General features: G+C 62.4%; 22 protein-coding genes. 11 read left to right on the forward strand and 11 right to left on the reverse strand.

The window, feature by feature from the left end:
- The first annotated feature begins 9 nt into the window (after positions 1 to 9).
- The 7 genes from bcsB to BZK31_RS04240 are packed head-to-tail and all read left to right on the forward strand — an operon-like array spanning position 10 to position 11,278.
- A complete protein-coding gene (gene bcsB / locus BZK31_RS04210; protein WP_083181477.1) occupies positions 10 to 2,256 on the forward strand; it encodes a cellulose biosynthesis cyclic di-GMP-binding regulatory protein BcsB in 2,247 nt (748 codons plus the stop codon).
- Positions 2,253 to 3,446 (forward strand): cellulose synthase complex periplasmic endoglucanase BcsZ, encoded by a 1,194-nt coding sequence (bcsZ, locus tag BZK31_RS04215; RefSeq protein WP_083181479.1) that lies wholly within the window; start codon positions 2,253 to 2,255, stop codon positions 3,444 to 3,446. Before bcsB ends, bcsZ begins: the two co-directional genes overlap by 4 nt.
- Positions 3,425 to 7,351, forward strand: coding sequence for a cellulose synthase subunit BcsC-related outer membrane protein (locus BZK31_RS04220; RefSeq protein ID WP_083181480.1), 3,927 nt, complete (start codon positions 3,425 to 3,427; stop codon positions 7,349 to 7,351). The genes bcsZ and BZK31_RS04220 overlap by 22 nt, the downstream gene beginning before the upstream one ends.
- 41 nt (positions 7,352 to 7,392) lie before the next feature.
- Positions 7,393 to 8,028 (forward strand): SGNH/GDSL hydrolase family protein, encoded by a 636-nt coding sequence (locus BZK31_RS04225; protein ID WP_083181537.1) that lies wholly within the window; start codon positions 7,393 to 7,395, stop codon positions 8,026 to 8,028.
- Positions 8,025 to 8,693: an alginate O-acetyltransferase AlgF gene (locus tag BZK31_RS04230; protein ID WP_083181482.1), complete on the forward strand. Its 669-nt coding sequence runs from the start codon at positions 8,025 to 8,027 to the stop codon at positions 8,691 to 8,693. The genes BZK31_RS04225 and BZK31_RS04230 overlap by 4 nt, the downstream gene beginning before the upstream one ends.
- Positions 8,694 to 8,711: 18 nt before the next feature.
- Positions 8,712 to 10,127: an MBOAT family O-acyltransferase gene (locus BZK31_RS04235; RefSeq protein ID WP_083181484.1), complete on the forward strand. Its 1,416-nt coding sequence runs from the start codon at positions 8,712 to 8,714 to the stop codon at positions 10,125 to 10,127.
- A gap of 11 nt (positions 10,128 to 10,138) precedes the next feature.
- Positions 10,139 to 11,278, forward strand: coding sequence for an alginate O-acetyltransferase AlgX-related protein (locus BZK31_RS04240; RefSeq protein ID WP_083181485.1), 1,140 nt, complete (start codon positions 10,139 to 10,141; stop codon positions 11,276 to 11,278).
- Positions 11,279 to 11,302: 24 nt separating this feature from the next.
- On the opposite strand, the gene BZK31_RS04245 is transcribed toward BZK31_RS04240, so the two are convergent.
- A complete protein-coding gene (locus tag BZK31_RS04245; RefSeq protein ID WP_083181487.1) occupies positions 11,303 to 11,767 on the reverse strand; it encodes an RES family NAD+ phosphorylase in 465 nt (154 codons plus the stop codon).
- Positions 11,764 to 12,213: a type II RES/Xre toxin-antitoxin system antitoxin gene (gene parS / locus BZK31_RS04250; RefSeq protein ID WP_083181488.1), complete on the reverse strand. Its 450-nt coding sequence runs from the start codon at positions 12,211 to 12,213 to the stop codon at positions 11,764 to 11,766. The genes BZK31_RS04245 and parS overlap by 4 nt, the downstream gene beginning before the upstream one ends.
- 315 nt (positions 12,214 to 12,528) lie before the next feature.
- Here parS and BZK31_RS04255 point away from each other — a divergent pair, with 315 nt between their 5' ends.
- From BZK31_RS04255 to aroA, 3 genes are all read left to right on the forward strand, one after another.
- Entirely contained in the window at positions 12,529 to 13,542 is a 1,014-nt protein-coding gene (locus BZK31_RS04255; protein WP_083181490.1) for a response regulator, read from the forward strand.
- 5 nt (positions 13,543 to 13,547) lie between these two features.
- Entirely contained in the window at positions 13,548 to 14,027 is a 480-nt protein-coding gene (locus BZK31_RS04260; protein ID WP_083181491.1) for a PAS domain-containing protein, read from the forward strand.
- 112 nt (positions 14,028 to 14,139) lie between these two features.
- On the forward strand, positions 14,140 to 15,396 hold the full coding sequence (aroA, locus tag BZK31_RS04265) for a 3-phosphoshikimate 1-carboxyvinyltransferase (protein ID WP_083181493.1): 1,257 nt from the start codon (positions 14,140 to 14,142) through the stop codon (positions 15,394 to 15,396).
- 21 nt (positions 15,397 to 15,417) lie between these two features.
- On the opposite strand, the gene BZK31_RS04270 is transcribed toward aroA, so the two are convergent.
- A complete protein-coding gene (locus BZK31_RS04270) occupies positions 15,418 to 16,074 on the reverse strand; it encodes a ChrR family anti-sigma-E factor (RefSeq protein WP_083181494.1) in 657 nt (218 codons plus the stop codon).
- The gene (locus BZK31_RS04275) at positions 16,074 to 16,586 is read right to left on the reverse strand and encodes a sigma-70 family RNA polymerase sigma factor (protein ID WP_167377841.1); all 513 of its coding nucleotides are present in this window, start codon (positions 16,584 to 16,586) and stop codon (positions 16,074 to 16,076) included. Before BZK31_RS04275 ends, BZK31_RS04270 begins: the two co-directional genes overlap by 1 nt.
- A gap of 365 nt (positions 16,587 to 16,951) precedes the next feature.
- On the opposite strand from BZK31_RS04275, the gene BZK31_RS04280 reads away from it, so the two are divergent.
- Complete coding sequence (locus BZK31_RS04280; RefSeq protein WP_083181497.1) at positions 16,952 to 17,524, forward strand: hypothetical protein; 573 nt, start codon at positions 16,952 to 16,954, stop codon at positions 17,522 to 17,524.
- A gap of 9 nt (positions 17,525 to 17,533) precedes the next feature.
- On the opposite strand, the gene BZK31_RS04285 is transcribed toward BZK31_RS04280, so the two are convergent.
- The 7 genes from BZK31_RS04285 to BZK31_RS04315 all read right to left on the reverse strand — a co-directional run bounded on the left by BZK31_RS04285 (position 17,534) and on the right by BZK31_RS04315 (position 24,166).
- The gene (locus tag BZK31_RS04285; protein ID WP_083181499.1) at positions 17,534 to 18,403 is read right to left on the reverse strand and encodes an aldose 1-epimerase; all 870 of its coding nucleotides are present in this window, start codon (positions 18,401 to 18,403) and stop codon (positions 17,534 to 17,536) included.
- The gene (locus tag BZK31_RS04290; RefSeq protein ID WP_083181500.1) at positions 18,378 to 19,367 is read right to left on the reverse strand and encodes an EamA family transporter; all 990 of its coding nucleotides are present in this window, start codon (positions 19,365 to 19,367) and stop codon (positions 18,378 to 18,380) included. Before BZK31_RS04290 ends, BZK31_RS04285 begins: the two co-directional genes overlap by 26 nt.
- 90 nt (positions 19,368 to 19,457) lie before the next feature.
- Complete coding sequence (locus BZK31_RS04295) at positions 19,458 to 20,738, reverse strand: TRAP transporter large permease (protein ID WP_083181502.1); 1,281 nt, start codon at positions 20,736 to 20,738, stop codon at positions 19,458 to 19,460.
- A complete protein-coding gene (locus BZK31_RS04300; protein WP_083181503.1) occupies positions 20,739 to 21,266 on the reverse strand; it encodes a TRAP transporter small permease in 528 nt (175 codons plus the stop codon).
- A 63-nt stretch (positions 21,267 to 21,329) separates the two neighbouring features.
- Positions 21,330 to 22,352: a TRAP transporter substrate-binding protein gene (locus BZK31_RS04305; RefSeq protein ID WP_083181505.1), complete on the reverse strand. Its 1,023-nt coding sequence runs from the start codon at positions 22,350 to 22,352 to the stop codon at positions 21,330 to 21,332.
- Between the two features lie 56 nt (positions 22,353 to 22,408).
- Positions 22,409 to 23,293: a glucurono-1,5-lactonase gene (locus BZK31_RS04310; RefSeq protein ID WP_083181506.1), complete on the reverse strand. Its 885-nt coding sequence runs from the start codon at positions 23,291 to 23,293 to the stop codon at positions 22,409 to 22,411.
- A gap of 45 nt (positions 23,294 to 23,338) precedes the next feature.
- Positions 23,339 to 24,166 carry an NAD-dependent epimerase/dehydratase family protein gene (locus tag BZK31_RS04315; RefSeq protein ID WP_083181508.1) on the reverse strand — a complete coding sequence of 276 codons (828 nt, stop codon included), beginning with the start codon at positions 24,164 to 24,166 and terminating at the stop codon, positions 23,339 to 23,341.
- Positions 24,167 to 24,262: the final 96 nt, after the last annotated feature.

The raw sequence follows: 24,262 nt of genomic DNA on the forward strand, positions 1-24,262 counted from the left end.
CAGGCTGTAATGACTAAACGGTATTTTCTCGGCGCCGAGCGCTTTACTGCGCGGCGCCCATGGGCGCTGTTGGCGTGCGCACTGTCTCTGCTGTCCAGTGGCGGGATCGCGATGGCCGAAACGGCCGCTGCGGACGATGGCTACAGCGTGTCGCTCAAACAGCTGGGGCGTAACTACCCCATGACGCTGCGTGGTGTCGAAGCCACCGACAGCGTCAACTTCAACGTGCGCGCCGATCAGGTGGTGACCGGCGCCAGCCTGCAACTGAGCTACAGCTATTCGCCTTCGCTGTTGGCTGATCTGTCGCAGATCAACGTGATGATCAACGATGAAGTGGCCGCCACGCTGGCGCTGCCCAAGGACGGCGCGGGCAAGCCTCAGACCCAAGTGATTGAAATCCCGCCGCAGATGATCACCGAGTTCAACCGTCTGAGCCTGCAATTCATCGGTCACTACACGATGAGTTGCGAAGACCCCAAGCATTCCAGCCTGTGGGCGCGCATCAACAACGACACGCGCCTGGATATCCGGGTCACGCCATTCGTGTTGCCAAATGACCTGTCGATCCTGCCGCTGCCGTTTTTCGACCGCCGCGATGATCGTGACGTGACCCTGCCGGTGGTGATGGGCGCATCGCCCGACAACGCCACGCTGGAAGCGGCGGGCGCGCTGGCCTCGTGGATCGGCGCGGCCAAGACACGTTCGCGCATGGCCACGTTCCCGGCGCACTTCGACGAATTGCCCGCCAAAGGCAATGCGCTGGTCCTGCTCAACGGTGACGGCCCGCTGCAGCTTGGCGCGCTGAATATGCCTGCGGCCAAAGGCCCGACCCTGACGATGATGGCCCATCCGGGCGACCCGAACAGCAAGTTGCTGGTCATCACCGGTCGCGATTCGGCCGAACTCAAGCAGGCCGTCAATGCCTTGGTGGTCGGAGGCCAGAGCCTGGTCGGCAGCAGCGCGCTGATCAATAGCCTCGATACGCTCAAGCCGCGCAAGCCCTATGACGCCCCGAACTGGCTGCCCAGCGATCGTCCGGTCAAACTGGGCGAGCTGATGCCGGTCAACAAACTCAACGTGGCCGGTTACGATCCGGGTGACATCACCGTGCCGTTGAACCTGCCGCCAGACCTGTTCAACTGGCGCGAAGACGGCGTGCCATTGAACCTCAAATACCGCTACACGCCGCAGGAGCGCTCCAACAACTCCTCGATCATGGTCAGTCTCAACGACACCCTGATCAAGGCCGAGCCGCTGCCATCGGTTGAAAACCTGGGCAGTTCGATCGTCGCCAGACTCACCGGCGGCAACGACACGATCAGCCGCGAAGCGCGCCTGTACTTGCCGCTCAATGCTGCAGCGCTGCAATCGCGCCTGCAGTTGCGCTACATGTTCGATTACCTCAAGCAGGGCGAATGTGGCGACATCATCATCGACAACATGCGCGGCAGCATCGACCCGGAATCGAGCCTGGATTTCAGCGGCTATGACCATTTCATCGCGATGCCGAATCTGGGTGTATTCAAGGATTCGGGCTTCCCGTTCACGCGCATGGCCGATCTTTCTCAGACGGCTGTGGTGCTGGATGACAACGCTACTGCGGCAGACGTCACGGCGTACCTGAGCGTGCTCGGCCGCTTTGGCGAGTCCACCGGTTACCCGGCGACGAATGTTTCGGTGATTCAGGCGGCGCAGATCGCCAGTGCCGCCGACAAGGACATTCTGGTCATCTCTTCATCCGCCAGCCAGCCGTTGCTCAAGCAATGGGCCGACCGTCTGCCGATGGCCGGCGAGGGCCAACAGGGTTTCGAACTGTCGGACCTGTCGTTCCGCCTGCGTGAGTGGATGAGCCCCGACCCTGATGAAAATCAGCGACGCGCGCGGGTGGCGATGACGTTCTCCAGCGACAAGCGCAACACCTTCCTGACCGGCTTCGAATCGCCGCTTCAGAAAGGGCGCAGCGTGGTGCTGATCTCCAGCGGCCAACCGGACGAACTGGCGAGTGTCACCCGAGCGCTGAGCACCAGCGATAAGGTGCAGGGCAGTCTGGTGGTGGTGCATGGCGACTCGGTCGAGGCGCTGGTGGCCGAGCAGCGGTATTACGTTGGCGATCTGAACCCGATCAAATACCTGCAATGGCTGATGTCGCGCAATGTGCTGTGGCTGCTGCTGATCGTGGCGGTCGGTGTGTCTCTGGTGACAGCTGTGACTTACCTGACCCTGCGTTCGCTGGCCCGACGCAGGCTCGAGCAATGATCGTTCTGCCTCGCTGGGCCCGTCGGGCCCTGAGCCTGATCACGCTGCTGAGTGCCTCGAGTCTCGCTGCGGCCGAGCACTGCGAGCAGACGCAGTGGCCGCTCTGGCGGACGTTTCACGAGCATTTCGTTCAGGCTGACGGACGCGTGCTGGACGCCAGTACGCCGCAACAGCACAGCTCTTCGGAAGGCCAGTCCTATGCGATGTTCTTCGCCCTGGTGGCCAATGATCAGGCGGCGTTCGAGGCTTTGTGGCGCTGGACGCAGAACAACCTGAGTCAGGGCGATGCGGCGACGCATCTGCCCGGCTGGTTGTGGGGGCGTGACGAAAAAGGCGCGTGGCGCCTGCTGGATGACAACTCCGCGTCCGATGCCGACCTCTGGTTCGCCTACGCGCTGCTGGAAGCCGGACGGCTTTGGCACCGCGATGACTACACGCGTTCAGCCCGACAGCTTTTGCGCAATGTCGTCGCGCAGGAAGTCGCCGACCTGCCGGGCCTGGGCAAGATGCTGATGCCGGGCTTTCGCAGCTTCATCAAACCGGGCCTGTGGCAGCTTAACCCCAGCTACATGCCGGTCCCGCTGCTGCGCCGTTTCGCCAGTGTCGACCCGACAGGACCCTGGAACGAAATCGCTCGCAACACCGCGACGCTGCTCAAGTCGGTTGGCAAAAAAGGTTTCGTGGCCGATTGGGTGTCTTACCGCGAGACCGGAACCGGCAAGGGCGAATTCATCGTTGACCCGGTCAAGGATGATCTGGGCAGCTATGACGCCATCCGGGTGTACCTGTGGGCCGGCTTGATGCCGCGTCACGATCCGTTGACCAGACCGATACTGAGCAGCGTGATCGGCATGTTGAACGCCACCGCCGACAGCGGCCAGCCGCCGGAGAAGGTTCAGACCCGGACGGGCGTTTCGAGCGGCACCACCGGATTCGGTTTTTCCGCCGCGCTGCTGCCGTACCTGGACGCGCTTGGGCAACCGGCCCTGCGTGACGCGCAGGCGCAGCGCGTGCGCGAAGGCATGGCCCAGAGCCTCACGGCCGATGCGCTCAAAGTCGCCCAGCCGCCGTATTACCACTTCGTGCTGAGCCTTTTCGCCCTCGGCTTCATGGACCAGCGTTATCACTTCTTCGATAACGGCCAATTGCACACTGCCTGGGAGGCGACATGCGCGCACATCGCTCAGTAATCGTTTCAAGCGTATTCGCGGCATTGTTCAGCTCCTCGGGCATCGCTGCGCCGGACAGCGCCGCCCAGGCGTTGCTGGAGCAGGGGCGCTACTGGCAGAACCAGAACGATTCGGCGCGGGCCACGCAGGTCTGGAAAAAGCTGCTGGTGCTCGACCCGCAGCAGATCGACGCGATCTACAACCTGGGCCTGCTGGAACTCAAGGCCAAGCGCCTGCCGGGCGCCAAGGGTTATCTGGATCAATTGCGCGCGATTTACCCTGGCGCGCCGCAGACCCTGCAACTGGAGCAGGCTATTGCCTTGCAGACCGGCGATGCGCCGCAACGTCTGGAAGATGCGCGATTGGCGGCTGAGTCCGGCGAGCTGGACAAGGCCATCGTGCTGTATCGCCAGTTGCTGGCAGGCAAGCCGCCGCAGGGCGATCTGGCGCTGGAGTTCTACGGTTATCTGGGTTACGCCAGCAATGGCTGGAACGAGTCGCGCCAGGGCCTGGAGCGTTTGCTGCAGCAACAGCCGGATGATGCCAAGGTCCGGCTGGTGCTGGCCAAGCTGCTGATCCGCAACGAAGCCACGCGTATCGAAGGCATTCGGCGGCTGGCGCAATTGTCGACGCTGCCGGAGCTGGGCGGTGAAGCCACCGAAAGCTGGCGTCAGGCACTGCTCTGGCTGGGTCCGCCGCGTCCTGCCGAGGTTGCTCTGTTCGAGGGCTATCTGAAGGCGCATCCGGACGACAGTGAAATTCGTACCCAACTGACCCTTCGCGCCGCCGGTGCTAACGCGCCCACGCAACAGAGCCCACTGTTGAGCCGCGGCTTCAAGGCGCTGCAGGACAATCAACTGGACAGCGCCGAGCAGGCGTTCCAGGCACGCCTCAAGGAGCAGCCGCAGGACGCCGACGCTATGGGCGGGCTGGGCGTGGTGCGTCAGCGTCAGGGGCGATTCGGTGATGCCAACGAGTTGCTCGGTCGCGCCGTTGGCCGTGGCGGCAATCCACGCTGGCAGCAGGCGCTGGACGCCAACCGTTATTGGGCTTTGCTTGCCGAGGCCGGTGATGCGCGTGCCGGTCAGGATCTGCCCGGTGCCAGCCGCCTGTTGCAGCGGGCTATCGCGATGAAGCCACGCCAGATCGAAGGGCTTCTCGCCCTCGCCAGCCTGCAGGCTGAACAAGGTCAACCGGACAGTGCGCAGGCGGGTTACCGGCAGGCGCTGAACCTTGATCCGGACAATGCCGAGGCCGTTGAAGGGTTGGTCACGCTCATGGCCCGCAATGGTCAGGCGAGCGAGGCCATGCGCATGGTTGAAAGTCTGAGCGCCGCTCAACGGCAGCGTCTGGGCGATTTGCGTCCGCTGCGGGCGGCGGTGGCCGTCGGCCAGGCCCAAAACGCTGAGCGCGCCGGTAACTTGAAGGGCGCGATTGCCGCCCAGCAGGACGCGGTGCGCAATGATCCGCAGAACCCCTGGACTCGCTACGATCTGGCGCGTCTGTATGTACTGACGCGGGCCGACGATCAGGCGCGCAAGACAGTCGATGAGTTGCTCAAGGTCAACCCGCGAGACCCGCAGGCGTTGTATGTCAGTGCCTTGCTGGCCAGCCAGTTGAATGACTGGGCGGCCGCGCAACGTTCGCTCGCCGCCATTCCGGCTGCGCAGCGCACACCCGTGATGAAGGCCCTGGCGCGGGATGTTCAGGTTCAGTCCCTGGCGCAACAGGCCTCGACGCTGGTCCGTCAGGGTGAGCGTCAGCAGGCGGTCGCGCTGTTGCGCCAGGGCGAGGCCAGCGCCAGCGATGATCAGGTGGGCGTTGTGGCGCAGGGGTATGTCGAGGCCGGTCAGGCCGAATACGCCCTGGCGATGCTGCGCAAGACGATGGCCCAGAGCAGCGCGCCGTCGCCGTCTTTGCGCCTGGCTTATGTCGGCCTGTTGCTCAAGACCGGCGACGACGTCCAGGCCAGCCAGATTCTCCATGAACTGCAAGGCCAGCCCTTGCAACCCGGCGAGCAGCGTCGCTACGAAGACGCGGTGTTTCAGTACAGCGTCCGTCAGGCCGATCAGTTGCGCGAGAAGGGCGATCTGGTCGCGGCCTACGACACACTGGCGCCGTCACTGGCCCAGCGTCCCAAGGACCCTCAGGCGGTGGCCGCACTGGCGCGCATGCACCTGGCCAACAACGATCCGCGTAAAGCCATCACGCTGTATCAACCGCTGGTGAGCGCCAACCCTCAGGACCCCGACCTGCAATCAGGTCTGGCTCAGGCGCTGAGCAAGGCAGGCGAACGTCGTCAGGCTGAAGAGGCGATGGACAAGGCGTTGCAACTGGCACCGAACGACCCACAGATTCTGACGACGGCCGCCGGGCTGTATCGCGCCCACGGCAAGAGCGCCAGAGCGGCTGAACTGTATTCACGTGCGGTGGCTTTGCAGGCACCTGTCAGTCAGCCCGAGACCAATCCATTTGCCGGTGCGGTGGCGGCCAACCCGTTCGTGGGGTTGCCCGGTCAGCGTAGCCAGTCGCGTCTGGCGCAAAGCAGCCTGTCGCAGATCCCGGAACCGGCGCAGGTCCAGCTCGAGACCGCACGCGAAGCCGAACAGCCTGCCGCAGCCGGTCCGGGCTTGGCTTCGCGGACGTTGATGGGTTCAGATAACGCTGAACGTTCTGCATCGTCCGCAGCTAATCAGCGCAGCCGCCAGCAGGCCGATCCGGCACTCGACGAACGTCAGGCGGCGCAGCAGGCGCTGGCGCAGATCCGGCAGGAACGCAGCCCGCAGGTGACCCAGGGCGTGGCGGTGCGCAGCAATAACAGTGAGTCTGGCCTGAGCAAACTCACCGATGTGCAGGCACCGCTGGAAGTCAGCCTGCCGGTGGGGGATGACCGTCTGGCGCTGCGGGTCACGCCGGTCTGGCTCAACGCGGGCGGCATTGGTGACCAAGCGCAGACCCGCTTTGGTTCCGGCCAGCTCAACGCCTCGAACAGTGGCTCGCCCGGTGCCCAGAAAGACGACGGCATCGGTCTGGCCGTGGCCTATGAAAATCCTGAGCTGGGCCTCAAAGGCGATGTCGGCACCAGCCCCATGGGCTTTCTGTACAGCACCGTGGTGGGCGGCATCAGCCTGGATCGCTCGTTCGCCGAAGGCAGCAACTGGCGTTACGGGCTGAACCTGTCGCGCCGCTCGGTGACCGACAGCCTGGTGTCTTTCGCCGGGGCGCGGGATGCGCGCAGCGGCCTCGAGTGGGGCGGTGTCACGGCCAACGGCGCACGGCTGCAAGTGGGCTATGACAATGGAGACTTCGGTGTCTACGGCGGCGGGGCCGTGCACAAACTGGTCGGCAATAACGTCGAAGACAACAGCCGTGTCGAGGCGGGGGCCGGAAGCTACTGGTACCTGCTCAACGACGACAGCACGCAGGCGACGGCGGGCATCAACGCGACCGCCGTCAGTTACGACAAGAACCAGAGTTTCTTCACCTACGGCAACGGTGGTTACTTCAGCCCGCAGAACTTCTTCTCGATCGGCTTTCCGGTCAGTTGGTCGCAGCGCACCGATCGTTTGAGTTACTCGCTGCGCGGTTCGGTGGGCCTGCAACACATCGAGCAGGATTCGGTGCCGTATTTCCCCAACGACAACGACATGCAAAGTGCCTTGCAACAGACCGTCACCGCGTCGGGCGCCAGCGTGCCGTCCCGGTACGCCAGCCAGAACAAGACCGGTCTGGGTTACAACCTGTCCGCCGCGGCCGAGTACCGCATGGGCAGCAATTTCTTTCTGGGGGGCAATTTCGGGCTGGATAACGCCCGGGATTACAAGCAGTGGAGCGGCGGCGTGTACCTGCGCTACATGTTCGAGGATTTCGCCGGGCTGATGGCCCTGCCGGTCAGTCCTTATCGCTCCCCGTATTCCAATCAGTAGCAGGAGTTTTCAGCGTGGCAACAGCATCGATTATTGCGGGCATGACGATTTTGATCATCGGGGATAGCCATCTGGCAACGCCTGATTACCTGATCCATACCTTGCACGACAACCTGGTCCAGCAAGGCGCCAAGGTTCACTCGCTGGGCATCTGCGGGGCCAACGCCGGAGACTGGCTCAAAGCCACGCCAGGCACCTGCGGCGGAGCCGAGCGCCGTGACGCGCAAAAGACCGAGGTGCTGGGCAGCAAGGCGTCGACCCTGCCGATCGGTGAACTGCTGGCCAGCGACAAACCGGATCTGGTTCTGATCGTGATGGGCGACACCATGGCCAGCTACACCAAACCGGCGTTTCCGAAAGCCTGGCTGTGGCAGCAGACCACCGCGTTGACCAAGGAAATCGCCGCCAGCGGTACACGTTGCGCCTGGGTCGGTCCCAATTGGGGCACCGAAGGTGGCAAGTACGGCAAAACCTTTGCACGAGTGGAACTGACTTCCAAATTCCTCGCTGCCAACGTTGCGCCGTGCAGCTACATCGATTCATTGCAGTTTTCCAAACCCGGCCAGTGGGCCACGGTGGACGGCCAGCATCTGACCGGTCCGGGCTACAAGACCTGGAGTGACAGCATTAGCAAGGCACTGCTCGAAACGCCGGCTGTGAAGGATGCGCATAAATGATCGCTCGTTTCGGTGCACTGCTGATCTGCCCTGTTCTGAGTCTCAACGCGTTGGCGGCTGAGGTGGCGTTGTACCCCACCGGCCCCGCGCAGGATTCGGCGTTCATTCGTTTCATCAATGCCGCTGCCGCGCCGCTGCAAGTGCAGGCCAGCGAAGGGCAGGCGCCGTTGACGCTTGCGCCTGCGCAGCCGGTCTCGACGTTCTTCCCGGTGCAGGCGAGCCGTTCGCTCAAGGGCCTGCTGACCAGCGGCCAGCAAGCGCTGCCCATGGATGTTGGCGTCGAACCCGGCGAGTTCGCCACGGTGGTGGTGATCCCGCAGAGCGAAGGCGGCGTGAGTCAGGTGACCGTGCGTGAGCAGCCGGACGACTTTAACGGACTGAAGGCGTCACTGGCGTTCTTCAGCCTCGACGCCGGGTGTGCCGATGCCAGCCTGCGTCCTGCCGGGCGCACGGCCGATCTGTTCAAGGCCGTGGCGACCGGCACTCTGCAGCGGCGCTCGATCAACCCGGTGAACCTGTCGGTGCAACTGGTCTGCGCCAACGCGAACGTCGGCGCGCCGCTGGTGCTGGGAGACCTCAAGGCCGGTGAGCGCTACAGCGTGCTGCTGGTGCCTTCCGCCACGGGGCCGCGCCTGATGTCGGCGATGGACACGCTGTCTAACTGATCGAGCCTCGTCGTCGTCATGGTATTTGCCTCGCTTGAGTTTCTGATGGTGTTCCTGCCAGCGTTTGTGCTGGTGTATGCGCTGGCGCCCGCCGCTTGGCGCAACGTCATCCTGCTGATGGGCAGCTGGCTGTTCTACGGCTGGCTGAGCCCGCTGTTTCTGTCGCTGCACATCGTGCTGACCATCGTTGCGTGGGTCGGCGGTCTGCTGGTGGACCGGGCGCGGCAAGGTTCGCGGGGGCGGGTGCGCCTGCTGGCGGCGTTGATCGTGTTCAATACGGCGGTGCTTTGCTGGTACAAGTACGCGAACATCGTGGCCGGGAGCTGGAATGAGCTGGTGACCTGGTATGGGGCGATGCCAATGGAATGGCAGCGTGTGGCGCTGCCGGCCGGGTTGTCGTTCATTGTGTTGCAGGCGATTTCCTACCTGGTGGACGTGCATCGGCGCACGGTGCCGGTCGAGCGCAGCTTCATCAACTATGCGACCTATATCTCGATGTTCGGCCATTCGATTGCCGGTCCCATCATCCGCTATGACTGGGTACGCCGCGAGCTGGTGCAGCGCTCCTTCAACCGGCAGAATTTCGCCTTGGGCGCGCGGCGTTTTATGGTCGGCATGAGCATGAAAGTGCTGGTCGCCGATACCCTGTCGCCGCTGGTGGACGTGGCGTTTCATCTGCCGAACCCGTCGCTCGTCGATGCCTGGATCGGTTGCCTGGCGTACTCGCTGCAGCTGTTCTTCGACTTCGCCGGTTACAGCGCCATGGCCATCGGTCTGGGCCTGATGCTGGGCTTTCACTTTCCGGAAAACTTCAACCGGCCTTATCTGGCCAGCAGCATTCAGGACTTCTGGCGTCGCTGGCACCTGTCGCTGTCCAGCTGGTTGCGGGACTACCTGTACATCGCGCTGGGCGGCAATCGGCATGGGGTCTGGAACACCTATCGCAACCTGTTCCTGACCATGGCCATCGCCGGGCTGTGGCATGGCGGGGACAGCTGGAATTACCTGCTATGGGGCGCGGCGCACGGTGTTGCCTTGTGTGTCGATCGTGCCTGGTCGCGCTCCCGTCTGCCGGGTATCCCGAGACCTTTGGCGCACTTGCTGACGCTGCTGTTCGTGTGCCTGGCCTGGACCCTGTTCCGTGCGCCTGACTTTGCGACCGCGATGGCGATGTATGCCGGTCAGTTCGGCCTGCACGATCTGGGACTGGGTGACGCGCTGGCTGTGACGCTGCGTCCGGCGCATGGCATGGCAGCGTTGCTGGGCGTGGCCTGTGTGATCGCGCCGGTGTGGCAGGCGCGTTGCGAACAGCGGTTTGGCCGTCATTCGGCCTTTGTGGCGGGCGCTGCGTGGTGGCCGGTCGCAGGGTTCCTGTTGTCGTTCGCGCTGATCGCCAGCCGCGAAACGGTTCCGTTTCTGTACTTCCAATTCTGAGGCCGGTGCCCATGACTCCGTCATCTGCTGTACCTCCTGCGCCGACAGAACGGGCGGTGCGCACTGCTGGCGCTGCGGGCGTAACGCTGGCGGTGTTCATGGGGGCTGGCTTGCTGGCGTCGGTGCTGCTGCTAGCCAGTGGCAAGGTCGAACTGCTGCCCAAAAACCTGACCCTCGACGGAGCGCTGCACGGTGAGGTCACCCATGCACTCGCCCAGCAATTGTCCGCGACCTTTCTGGCACGGCAAGCGGCCGATCTGGAACGCGGCGCCAGCTGGCTGCTGTTCCACGATACCGGGCCGCGAGTGCGTGAAGGCTGTCCGGGCTGGCTGTTTCTGGCCGATGAGTTCAAGCTCAATCGCAACGCCCAAGCCAATGCGCAACGCAAGGCTCAGGCGGTGATCGACGTGCAGCGCAATCTCGCCGGTCGCGGCATCCAATTGCTGGTGGCCGTGGTGCCGGACAAGAGCCGAATCGCTGCGACGCGGTTATGTACGCTCTATCGTCCCGGCGTTCTGCAGACACGTATCACGGACTGGACCCGCAACCTGCAAGCCGCAGGCGTCGACGCTCTGGACCTGAGCGCCTCGTTGCAGCCGTTGCACGCGCTGGCGTATCTGCGTACCGACACCCACTGGAGCGAAAGCGGTGCCAATGTTGCGGCCAGGGCCGTTGCGCTGAGTGTGCGGCAGATCGGCGTCGAGGCCACTCCGCGCAAACAGTTCGAGACAGCCATAGCCCCGGCAGCGGTACGCCCCGGCGATCTCGTGCGGCTGGCCGGCCTCGATTGGCTGCCGCAGTCGCTGCAACCGCCCGCCGAAAGCGTGGCCGCGACGCAGATCAGTGAGCAGGCCAGCGAAGCGGCCGCCAGTGGCGATAATCTGGACGACCTGTTCGGCGATAGCAACCTGCCCAACGTCGCGCTGATCGGTACGTCGTTCTCACGCAACTCGGGGTTCGTCGGTTTTCTGCAACGCGCACTCGGTGCACCGATCGGTAATTTCGCCAAGGATGGCGGCGAGTTCTCGGGCGCGGCCAATGCCTACTTCGACAACCCGGCGTTCCGCCAGACTCCACCGCGACTGCTGATCTGGGAAATTCCCGAGCGCGACCTGCAAACACCGTATGAGGCCGTCAGACTGGATCGCTAGGCATCGTCATTCGCAGCGCCCGTGTCAGCTTTTCAAGCGTGGATCCACGGCAAATTCCAGCGCTCTGGCGGTCGCTACCACGGCGGCGAACGCGGGGTGGTGCACGTTGAGCAGGTAGTTGGACTCGCGTGGAATGATCACACTGGGCACGGCCAGCGCCAGACTCTGGCCGGAGGCAAGCCAGGCATCGCCAAACGAAGCGGTGGCGGGCGGGGCCGGTTCCTCGCGCCAGTCCGTCGGCAAGGTGTCGGGGCGCGCATTGAGGATATGTTCTTCTTCGATCTGCAGTTCCAGCATCGCGTAGTGCTGAGCGACCGCTGCGTTGCCCAGATGGACCAGCACTTCCAGCAGCGCCAGCGACTCGCTGCCTGCGCAATACACACATGCGTTGCCCTTGCTGTTCCAGCGTCCGCCGTAGAGTTTTGCGCCTTCGCCGTCGAATGCCTGGGCCAGCCACTTGCGCTTGACCAGGCGATAGACCGGAATCAAGCCACGACCCCGTGCTCGAGACGACCGATCAGATCAAGCACCGCCTGGGACTCTGCGGACGTGGCGAGCATTTCCAGTGGACGACGATTGCCGAGGCCGTAGACCGGGTTCGCCAGCCAGCGGCGAGTGGCCTCGGTGTCGTCTTCGAACAGGTCCAGCGTGGCCTTGTAGACCGCCGCCAGACGGAACAGACGGTCGCTTTCTTCGGCATTGAACTGACGCACTTTCAGGCGCCGTTGCAGGGTCGCGGGCGCAATGCCCAAGTGTTCGGCCAGGGCCGAGCGGTTCAAATCGGTGTAATGCGCCAGGCGCTCGAATACTTCGTACGGCAAGCCATCATGCAGCGCAGCGTACAAGCGGTCACCGCGTGGCGGAATGCCCAACTGTTGCCAGAAATCCTGCTTCTGCAGAACCGCTGGCTGGTAGTCGCGGATGGCGAGAGACATACGTCACCTCTACTATCGATTGATTATTCAGAAATCTATCATTTGATCATAGGCTGAATGCCCGCGCAGCGGTAGCGTCCTGGGTGGGAAATCCTTGCTGCAGATCAATGTTGGCTACGATTGGTTTCAAAACGTGGCGCCTTATGAAACTCTTCTACTATTGCTAAGCCAATGATTGCCATGAGTGGCAGGAGTGATATCAATATGATATGTGTCTGTCTGGTCTGGAACGTTGCCAAGTGCTGAGATGCGACGACGGTCGTGCCGATGCGATCTGCCAGTGGCAGCCTGATTTTTTGCAGTGAGAATTACTCGATGTCCACTCTAGCGCTATTGATATGCGACGACTCCAACATGGCGCGCAAGCAGTTGATGCGGGCTCTGCCTGCCGACTGGGATGTGTCAGTAACCATGGCGACGCAGGGGCAGGAAGGCCTTGAAGCGATTCGCAAGGGTCTGGGAAAGGTGGTGCTGCTGGACCTGACGATGCCGGTGATGGATGGCTATCAGACGCTGGCGGCGATTCGTGCCGAGCAGCTGGATGCCAAAGTCATCGTGGTCTCCGGCGACGTGCAGGACGAAGCCGTGCGGCGGGTCATGGAACTGGGCGCGCTGGCATTCCTGAAAAAGCCTGCCGACCCGGACGAACTCAAGCGCACGCTCGAACGCCTTGACCTGCTCGGGACACCTGCCGCCTCGCCAGTACCTGCGGTGGTCTCTGCCCAGAAAGCGACGGGGCAGGGGATCATCAGTTTCCAGGATGCGTTTCGCGAAACCGTCAACGTGGCGATGGGCCGTGCCGCTGCACTACTGGCCAAGGTGCTGGGCGTGTTCGTGCAGTTGCCGGTGCCCAACGTGAACATGCTTGAAGTGGGCGAGTTGCACATGGCGTTGGCCGATGCGCACAGCGATCAGCGTCTGACGGCGGTCTGTCAGGGTTATATTGGCGGCGGCATCGCCGGTGAAGCGCTGTTGATCTTCCACGATTCGGAAATTTCCGGTGTTTCGAAACTGATGGGCGGCAATTCGCCTGACGCCTCCAACATGGAAATGCTGCTGGACCTGTCGACGATTCTGATCGGTGCCTGCCTGAGCGGCATCGCCGAGCAGATCGACATCGCCTTCTCTCAAGGCCATCCGCAATTGCTGGGCGCTCAAGGCGGCATCGACGAGCTGATCCGGATCAATCGTCAGCGCTGGAAAAAGACCTTGGCGGTCGAGATCAGTTACACCGTGGAAGGCCACAACATTCACTTCGATCTGCTGATGCTGTTCACCGAGGACTCGGTTGAACTGCTGACGAAAAAACTCGCCTACCTGATGAGCTGACTCCCATGAGCAACGCTATCGAAATCAACGAGCTGCATTGGTTGCTCGCCGTCACGCAAAACATCGACGTGGGCATCGTGGTGCTCGACCTGAACTATCAGGTGTCGGTCTGGAACACCTTCATGGAGAACCGTTCCGGCGTGGTGCCCTACGTGGCCATCGGCAAGACGTTCTTCGAACTGTTTCCCGACGTGAATCAGGCCTGGTTCAGCAAGAAGATCGACAACGTCGTGACCCTCGGCACGCCGGCGTTCACGATCTGGGAACAGCGGCCTTACCTGGTACGGTTCAAGAACTACCAGCCCATCACCGGGCAGGAAGAGTTCATGTACCAGAACACTACGCTGTTTCCGTTGCGCTCGACCACCGGCGCAATCAGTCATGTCTGCCTGGTGATCTACGACGTCACGGACGTAGCCACCAACCGCCATCAGTTGCAGGCGGCCAACGCCGAACTGCAGAAGCTCTCTGGTAGCCAGGGCTAAGACCCGGTCCGTTTTTTGTGGGCGATGCCTTGTCTTTTACGCGAGCAAGCCCACGCCCTCGGACCCGTGCTCGTGCTAGGATCGCGATTTTCCGCTGACGCTCAGGGACATCATGCGACCTCAATCCACTCTCACTGTTTTGCCTGTCGAGCGCCCGCTGATCGGGCGCGTCAGCCCGCCCGGTTCCAAGTCGATCACCAACCGCGCCCTGCTGCTGGCGGGGCTGGCCAAAGGCACCAGCCGCCTGACCGGCGCGCTGAAAAGTGACGACACCCGGGTGATGTCCGAGGCCCTGCGCCTGATGGGCGTGCAGGTCGATGAGCCGGATGACAGCACCTTCGTGGTCACCAGTTCCGGGCACTGGCACGCTGTTCAGCAGCCGCTGTTTCTGGGTAATGCCGGCACCGCAACGCGTTTTCTGACCGCCGCACTGGCCAACTTCGAAGGCGACTTCGTGGTCGATGGCGACGAATACATGCGCAAGCGCCCGATCGGTCCGCTGGTCGATGCCCTGCAACGCATGGGCGTCGAAGTCACGGCGCCCACCGGCTGCCCGCCAGTGGCGATCAAGGGCAAGGGTGGTCTGGCTGCCGGGCGCATCGAGATCGACGGCAATCTGTCCAGCCAATACGTTTCGGCGTTGCTGATGGCGGGCGCGTGTGGCAAGGGTCCGCTGGAAGTCGCCCTGACCGGCAGCGAGATCGGCGCGCGCGGTTACGTGGACCTGACGCTGGCGGCGATGCGGGCGTTCGGTGCCCAGGTCGAGGCCATCGGCGATGCAGCCTGGAAAGTCTCGGCCTCCGGCTACAAAGCCACCGATTTCCATATCGAACCCGACGCCTCTGCGGCCACTTACCTGTGGGCCGCCCAGGCGCTGACCCAGGGCAATATCGATCTGGGCGTAGCGACCGACGCGTTCACCCAGCCTGATGCACTGGCCAGCCACGTCATCGAGCGTTTCCCGAACATGCCTGCCGTGATCGACGGTTCGCAGATGCAGGACGCGATTCCGACACTGGCCGTGCTGGCTGCATTCAACCGGCAGCCGGTGCGGTTCGTCGGCATCGCCAACCTGCGGGTCAAGGAGTGTGATCGAATTTCGGCGCTGTCACAGGGCTTGTGCGCCATCGCGCCGGGCCTGGCCGTCGAAGAAGGCGATGATCTGCTGGTCAACGCCAATCCCGCGCTGGCGGGCACCACGGTGGATGCGTTGATCGACACGCACGCCGATCACCGCATCGCCATGTGTTTTGCGCTGGCCGGGCTCAAGATCGGCGGTATTCGTATTCTGGACCCCGATTGCGTCGGCAAGACCTACCCCGGCTACTGGGACGCGCTCGCCTCGCTGGGCGTGACCATTCAGCGCTGAGAACGCCGTGCAGCCGCTCGCTCAGATCCTGATGAACGGCTGCATCATCCGCGCCAGCAGACCGTGGAAGCGCAGCGGCGAGTCGGTAGCCAGCAGGCAGATGCATTCGCCATAGGCGATGGGTTGGTGCTGCACGTCGCTGTCCAGATCGGCTACGTCGCCCGGGCGGAAATCGCCCAGTTCATCGTGATACGAGCCCTTCAGCACCATGGTCATCTCACTGCCGCGATGGCTGTGCATCGGCATGCTGACGCCCGGGGCGATCTTCAGCAGCAACAGATTGCCGTGCTCGATGCCCTGCGCCTGGACACGCTGTACGCCCGGAATCAGCGTCTTCCACTTCAACCCACTCAGGGACTGACCGAAGTGCGCCTGCATGCAGGCGGGCAACAGATCGGGATCCTGATTGGACGCCAGCAGCGGGTTGATCGCCTGAGCCCGTGACGGCGAGGTTTCAGCCAGGCGGTCGAGCATCGCAGTCCGGCCGCGCAGCGGCACCACGGTGCTGCTGTATTGTTCCATCAGCACGCCACCAATCTGTTCAGCCTGCCTCAGCCGCGACCTGCACGCCGGACAGCGTTCCAGGTGCGCGGTCGTGACCAGCGCAATGCCTTGTGACAGCGCGCCTGCGGCATAGCTGACCAGCGTGGCTTCGTCGGGGTGTCGTAATGTGTTCATCAGGACTCCTCGATGCGCGAGCGCAGTTTTTGAAAGGCCAGGCGCAGGCAGGACTTCACGGTGCCCAGCGGCATGTCGAGACGTTCGGAGATTTCACGATGGCTCAGCGCCTCGAAATAGGACATGCGTAACACCCGGGCCTGATCGGCCGGCAGGTTCTGAATGGCCACCGCCAGTTGTTGTTCCTGACGCTGGCTGTATTCGAGCGTCCGGTCCTGTGGCGCTTCGAGGCGTTCAAGTTGCTCCAGCGAATTCTGCACCTGCACCCAGCCGCGATCCTTGCGCACGCTGTCGATGTAGAGGTTGCGCGCGATCCTGAACAGCCAGGTGCCCAGACTCGCTTTGCTTGGATCGAACGTATCAGCCTTGTGCCACAGCCTCAGCAACACTTCCTGCACCAGCTCCTCGGCCTGACCTTCAGGCACATTCAACCCGGTCAGGTAACGCAGCAGGCGCGGGGCGAAGTGATCGTAAATGCGCATGAAACTGTCGCGGTCCTGTTGGCGGGCCACGGCATTGACTTCATTGACCCAAAGTCGGTTTATCGGTAAATCGCTGGGAGTGGTGGACAAGTGACAGAAGGTCCTGAGACTGGCGGTTATGCTCATGATCCACCTTCTGATCGCTATTGTCTGGTGTTGGTTCGGTACGCAAGAGTATTACGCGTGCGTTCAGCGAACGGATCACAAGGAAACGACAAGGAAAGCGGGCGGTGTCCAGAGGGCGCGAGCGGGAAGCCCGTTCTTGTCTCGGGTATCAGAGCGACTCAAACAGTTGAGCGACGAATTGCGCTCGCACTGTCATTTCTGACAGTAGCCGCCACGGGCGCAAGCTGATTAATCTGGGACTGGACAGGGTTACGGTCACGGAGACGATCATGCAGCCCATCGCCAAGCAACCTTTGCCAGGTCTGATCCTGCTTTTCGTATCGCTTGTGGCGAGCGTTCTGTTACTTCTGCTCAGTGCACCCGAACGCGCGCGGGCTGAAACCGGCAACCAGATCACCTGCCTGTCGGGCGTGCATACCGCGACATGGTCGCCGGGACTGACCAATACCGCTCAACGGGTCGATGTCTCGACCAAGAGTCATTGGGGGCCGTGTTACTCGCCGTCCTCGGATCTGGGCGTCCTCGCTTCGGCGGAACAGCGGTTTCAGGCGACATTTTCCTGCCGGGACCTGCGTAATCTGGCCTCTCCCATTACCTGGGAGATCAGGTGGGATGACCAGACCACCAGCCTCTACACATTCAATACGACCCTGCAGGAAATGGACAATCAGGACACTGCAGTCGTGGGTGTCGGGTACATCGAGAAAGGCCGTTATGAAGGCGCCAGAGCGATCACCGTGTTCGTGCTGGGTAACCTCGATTCGATGTCGAACAATGACTGCGCCAGCCCCTCTGGCATGAGTAGGTTGAGTGGCCACTCGATGCTGTTCATATCGGATTGAACGTTCGGTCTACAGCGCCCGGTAACGCAGACTGAGCGTCAGCGTCATTGATTCCCCACGCTGTAACAGTTTCAACCCCGGATGCCCCGGCAGATGATGGGCGTTGACCGGATGGCTGACCGGTTCGAAGCAGAAGAAGTCCAGACCCGGCGGGCAAAACACCAGAAAGTACTCACTGCCGCTGGCCTGGCAGTGCAGCTCATAGCCCAGGTCCGGCTGGCGGATGACGCTGCGGCCATCCCAGCCGGTGAAACCGTTGTCCAGCGTTGAGTGAGGCAAGGTGTTGCCGTGACGGAAATCCCATTCGGCGGGCAGTTCCCGTAATTCGGAGGGCAGACCCGCTTCGTCGCACAGCCATACCTGCGTGGCGCTGGCCTTCAGGCGCGTGCCCGGCGTGCGCGGCAGATAAGGGTGCAGGCCCAGTCCGTGCCAGGCGGCGCGGCGGTCCAGATGGGTGGTGCGCAACTCGATGTTTAATTGGCCATCGATCAGCGTGTAACGCAACTGCGCCTGATAGACGAAGGGCGTCTGGCTGTCGAGTTGCAGGCAGACGTGCGTGTCGGTCTGTTCGATGACGTCCCACGGTTGTTGCCAGGCACTGCCGTGAATGGGCAGCGCATCGTTGGCGCTGTTGGGCGACAGGGCCAGCCAGCCCTCGGGCGTGTCGAAACCGCCGCTGCCGATGCGGTTTGACCACGGCGCCAGCGGATACATCGCCAGTTTGCGAGGCGTACCGGCCGCCAGCGCGTCTTCATGACTGGGCCGCAGCAACGGCTGGCCGCTTTGCAGCACGGTCCAGTTGACGATACTGCCGCCGATGTCGGGTGCCAGGGTCAGCCGGGTCAGGCTGTCTTCAAGGGTCAGGACGTTCGCGGGCATGGTGCGTTACCTCTTCCGGACGCGATGAATGTGAGGGGCTGGAAGGCGAGAGCGGCGTGGCGCGACGCCAGGTCAACAGCACAATGCCACTGACCACGATCAACCCGCCGATGACCTGGCCGCTGCTGAGCAACTGGTCCAGAATCAGCCAGCCAAACAACAGGCTGGCCACCGGCTCGATGTTCATGACCGGCGCGTTGCGGGCGATGTCCAGACGCGCCATGCAGATGAACAGCAATGAGAAACCCACGCCGTACAGCAATACCAGACTGGCCAGCGCGGTCCAGCCGACGCGGCTGGCGGGCAGATCGACGCCGCCGGGCAACAGACCGCTGGCACCGGCCACGGCAGCGGCGATGAACACCACGACCATGGTCAACATGCTGCGCACGGTGCCACGCATGCTCGACAGCTTGTTGTCGGTGATCCATAGCGCGAAAGCAAACACCACGGCGGCGGTAAAGGCGTAGGCAATGCCTTCCAGCCACTGCGGCTCGCTGTTGCCGGGGTTGGACAGCCGGTGCGGCACATCCAGCGCCAGCACCAGCCCGAACAGAATCAGGCCCATCAACGCAGCCGCCCGACGCGTGGGCGCAGCGCCGCCGAGCGCCCAGGTCAGCAGCGCCAGCAGGATCGGCGAGACGTTGACCACCAGCAACGCCAGCGCGACCGGAATGCGCGCCACGGCCGAGTAGATACAGAAACTCTGGGTCGCGATCAGCAGCCCCAGCAGCAATTGCCAGCGCCAGGTGCTGGCAGGCAGGTTGAGTCGTTCGCGCTGCAACAGCACCAGACTGACCAAAACCAACAGGGTCACGCCGGAGCGGCACAGAATGGCCAGCAGCAGGCCAGTGTCATGGTCGAAGGCAATGCGCGCGGCGATGTGGTTGCCGGCAAAGGAACAGGCCAGCAGCGCCAGTATCAGGACGGCGATGTGGCGGGGGAACAGGGCAGGGGCGGACATGCGGGACCAGCCTCCTTGGCTGGAAAAAGCAGGGCTGTCATGACCCTCGCGAGCAGACGCTCGCGAGGGCCGACAGTCAATCGAATGGACTTAAAGCACAGCGCCCGGCAGCCACAGCGAGATAGCCGGAATGTAGGTCACCAGCATCAGCACCATGAACAGTGCCAGATAGAACGGCAGCAGCGCTTTGACGGTGGCTTCGATGGTGACTTTGCCCACCGCAGCACCGACGAACAGCACCGCGCCGACCGGCGGCGTGATCAGGCCGATACCCAGGTTGACCAGCATGATCATGCCGAAGTGCACCGGATCGACACCGACGCTGGTGATCACCGGCAACAGGATCGGGGTGAGGATCAGGATCAGTGGTGCCATGTCCATGATGGTGCCCAGCAGCAGCAACATCACGTTGATGCACATCAGGATCACATAGCGGTTATCCGACAGGGTCAGAAACGCCGTGGTGATCTTCATCGGGATTTCCATCAGCGTCAGGATGTAACCGAAGCTGGCCGCAAAACCGATCAGGATCATCACGATGGAAATGGTCCGCGCCGCCCGGTGCATCAGCTTGGGCAGGTCGCGCCACTTATAGTCGCGGTAGATGAACATGGTCACGAAGAATGACCAGACCACGGCGATGGACGCCGACTCGGTCGCGGTGAACACGCCGGACAGGATGCCGCCGAGAATGATCACCAGCGCCATCAGTCCCCACAATGCCTCGGCGGCGATCCTCAATGCCTGACGCATTGGGATCACTTCACCCTTGGGGTAGTTGCGCTTGCGGGCGAAGATCATGCACAGACCCATCATCACCGCGCTGAGCAGCAGGCCCGGCATGATCCCGGCCATGAACAGCGACGCGATGGACACCGTGCCGCCTGCGGCCAGCGAGTAAAGCACCGAGTTGTGGCTGGGCGGAGTCAGCAAAGCCTGCACCGAGCCGCTCACAGTCACGGCAGTGGAGAAGTCGCGAGGGTAGCCGTTGCGCTCCATTTCCGGGATCAGCACCGAACCCACTGATGCGGTGTCGGCCACCGAAGAACCCGAGATTGCGCCGAAGAACGTCGAAGCGACGATATTGACCAGCGACAGGCCGCCACGCACGAAGCCCACCAGCACCCCGGCAAAGGCCACCAGCCGTCGGGACATACCGCCTTCGGCCATGATGGCCCCGGCCAGCACGAAAAACGGAATCGCCAGCAGCGAGAATTTGTTCACCCCGCCTGCGATCTGGATCATCAGGGCATCGGCCGGAATCTCGATCCACCAAGCCCCGATCAGTGCCGACAGCCCCAGCGCATAAGCCACCGGCATGCCGAGAAGGATCAGCCCTATGAAGCTGCCCAACAGTATCAATGCGTCCATTTATGCGGCACCTTCGCTTTCTTCAATGACGTCGAACCGCATGACGGAGCGGTGACTCTGGTCACCCAGGAACATCCTTTCCAGTACGAAAATCAGGGTCACGATGCCGCCGATGGGGATTGGCAGGTACGAGATGCCCACGCGCAGGCCCGGCAGTTCGCCGAGGAACTGGTTCCAGGTGGTGGCGCACAGCTTGAAACCCTTGAAGATCATGAACAGCGCGACAATGGCCATCAGGACCTGTACGGCCACGCTGGCCACTTTGCGCAACTGCACCGGCATGCGATCCACCGCCATGGAAACGGCCATGTGCGCGCCTGCGCGATAACTGGCTGCCGCGCCGAAGAAGGTGAATACCACCATCAACAGAATGGCCACCGGTTCCGGCCAACTGGAGCCGCTGCCCAGTACGTAACGGGCGAAGATGCCCCAAGGAATGATCAGGGTCATGGTCAGTACCGACAGACCGGCAATGCCGATACAACCCCGATAAAGCGTGTCGTTGAGGCGCAATAACGTATTTTTCATGAAGGCTCACCACAGCGGCGGCGAACGAGCTGGCGCTCGCCCCCGCGGCGTTATCGGACTGTGTTATTGGGCTGCCTGGGTTTTCGCGACCAGGGCGGGATCGGTCTGGACCGCTTCGATACGGCTGATCAGATCCTTATAAGGCGCGCCGTACTTGTCGCGCACCGGCTGGGTCGCGTCATAGAAGGCTTTTTTCTGCTCAGGCGTCAGGGTGATGAATTCCACACCCGCAGCCTTGAGCTTGGCCTCGTCAGCGGCCGACGCCTTGTCCCACAGGGCGCGTTCTTCCAGCTGCGCTTCGCGTGCCACTTTCTTCACCAGCGCCTGTTGCTCTGCAGACAGCTTGTTCCAGGTGGTTTTGGCCATCACCACCGGCTCTGGCAGGATCAGGTGCTCGGTCATGGTGTAGAACTTGGCGTTCTGGTAGTGGTTGTGCTGGAAGTAGGTCGGCGGGTTGTTTTCCGCGCCATCGATCACGCCAGTCTGCAGGGCGCTGAAAATCTCCCCGGTAGCCATGGCGATGCCGTTGCCGCCCATGTCGTTGATGGTGTCGATGAACACCGGGTTGCCCTGGACGCGAATCTTCATGCCCTTGAGGTCGGCGATGCTGCGCACCGGCTTCTTGGTGTAAAGGTTGCGCGTGCCGCCGTCCATCCAGGCCAGTGCGACCATGTTGAAGTTGGAGTTGCTGATCTTGTCGAGCATCTCCTGGCCGATTTCACCGTCGATGATGGTGCGCATGTGTGCCTGGTCGCGGAACACGAACGGCAGGTTGAAGGCGTTGACGTCCGGCACGACCGGCCCGACGATCCCGAGGCTGACGCGGGTCATCTGGATGGCGCCGGACTGCACCTGCTCGACGACTTCCTTTTCAGAGCCCAGCACGCCACCGGCGAACATCTTGAAGCTGATCTCGCCCTTGCTTTGTTCTTCCAGCTTTTTGCCCATGTTCTGCTCGGCCACCACGGGTGGGTAGCCGGCAGGGTGCACTTCGGCGAACTTGATTCTGACGTCCGCCTGGGCCAGGCCTGCCATGCAGAACGCGAGCGGAAGTGCAGCGGTGAGGAGTGTGCGTTTGAAGTCCATGGATATCTCCGATTTTCTTGTTTTTGGTCGGTGTCGACAGATTCAGTCTGGTTGTATCAGTCCCGGAACTGTGGCTCCTCCAGGCCTTTGACGCCGGGTCGCAAGGCGAACACACCACCGGCGAGTGGCTGATCGCTCAGGTCGCCACCAGGGCGGATCGACGTCACGAACAGGGTGTCCAGGTTCGGGCCGCCGAAAGCGCACATGGCAGGTTTTTTTACGGGCACGACCAGCGAACGGTCAAGCTTGCCCTGTGGGGTGAAACGGTGGATCAGACCGGCGTCGTTGCCGCAGATCCAGTAACAGCCGTCGGTGTCGATGGCTGCACCATCCGGGCGCCCCAGATGATGGTTCATGTCCACGAACAGGCGGCGGTTGTGGGGTGTGCCGCTGTCGGTGTCGTAATCGAACGCCCAGATCTTCTGCACGCTGGGGTGCGAGTCGGACAGGTACATGGTCTTGCCGTCCGGGCTGAACGCCAGGCCGTTGGGCACGATGAAATCCTTGAGCACTGGTTCCAGTGTCTCTTGCCCGGCGCTGTAGCGATACATCGCGCCGACCACTGCGCCAGCGTTCATGTCCATCAGCATGGTGCCGGCCCAGAAACGACCCTGACGGTCACAACGACCATCATTGAAGCGCATGCCGGATTGAGCATGCTGCACGTCGACCAGCGGCGTGCTGCTCAGGGTTTCACCTTCGCCGGGGTGCAGGTGGAACAGGCCGCTTTCCATACCGGCGACCCAGCCACCTTTGCCGTCGGCCGCGATGCAGGCCAGCATCTGCGGGGCTTTCCAGTGGCGGGTACTGCCATCGCCCGGGTTCCAGCAATGCAGATGACCTGCGGGGATGTCCACCCAGTAAAGCGCTTGGTCACGCGCGCTCCAGACAGGGCTTTCACCGGTGGCGTTCTGTGCATCGAGAATCAGTTCGGCATCCATGGCGGCGAGTGTCTCCAGGGCTGTTCAGAAAGGGTTGAGCAATGCTTACTCGTCGCCGAACGGCCCGGACGCCACGAAAGCGCCGCCCTGATAGACCATCGCCGGGTCATCGGCGGCCGGCATTGGCTGGGCTTCGACTTTGTCGCGAAACACTTCCGAACTGTCCTTGGGGGTGTAGCCCAGATGGCTGGCCAGACGGTTGTCCCACCACACGGTCTTGTTGTCCGAGACGCCGTAAACCACGGTGTGGCCGACGTTCGGCGTGTACAGGGAGCGCTCGAGCAATTGGGTCAGGTCGTCGAAGCTGAGCCAGGTGCTCATCATTCTGCGGTTCTGCGGTTCTGGAAACGAAGAGCCGATGCGGATGCTGACGGTTTCGATGCCGTAGCGATCGAAGTAAAAGCTGGCCATGTCCTCGCCGTAGGATTTGGACAGACCGTAATAGCTGTCCGGACGGCGCGGCGAGTGCGCGTCGATGGTCTCGTCCTGCTTGTAGAAACCGATCACGTGGTTGGAACTGGCGAAAATTACGCGCTTGACGCCATGACGGCGGGCAGCTTCGTAAATGTGGAAAACGCCGCAGATGTTGGCACCGAGGATTTCTTCGAAGGGACGCTCAACCGACACGCCGCCGAAATGCAGAATCGCGTCCACGCCTTCTACCAGGCGATGAACGGCGTCCTTGTCGGAGAGATCACAGATCTGGATTTCTTCATGGCTGCCTGCCGCCGGTGCCATCTCGGCGATATCGGACAGCCGCAGGATGTTTGCATAAGGGCGCAGGGTTTCGCGCAGTACCTTGCCCAGGCCACCTGCCGCGCCTGTCAGCAGGAGGCGATTGAAGGGAGTTTGGGGGGTGTGAGCCGATGCCATGGGGACGCTTCCTGATTGTTATTTTTTGTCATCTGTTGTCGTATGACTTGCCTGATTATCGGCACCGCATACGCTGATTGTCAACGCGGCCAAGGT

It is taken from the genome of Pseudomonas floridensis (genome assembly GCF_002087235.1).
Taxonomy (GTDB): Bacteria; Pseudomonadota; Gammaproteobacteria; order Pseudomonadales; family Pseudomonadaceae; genus Aquipseudomonas; species Aquipseudomonas floridensis.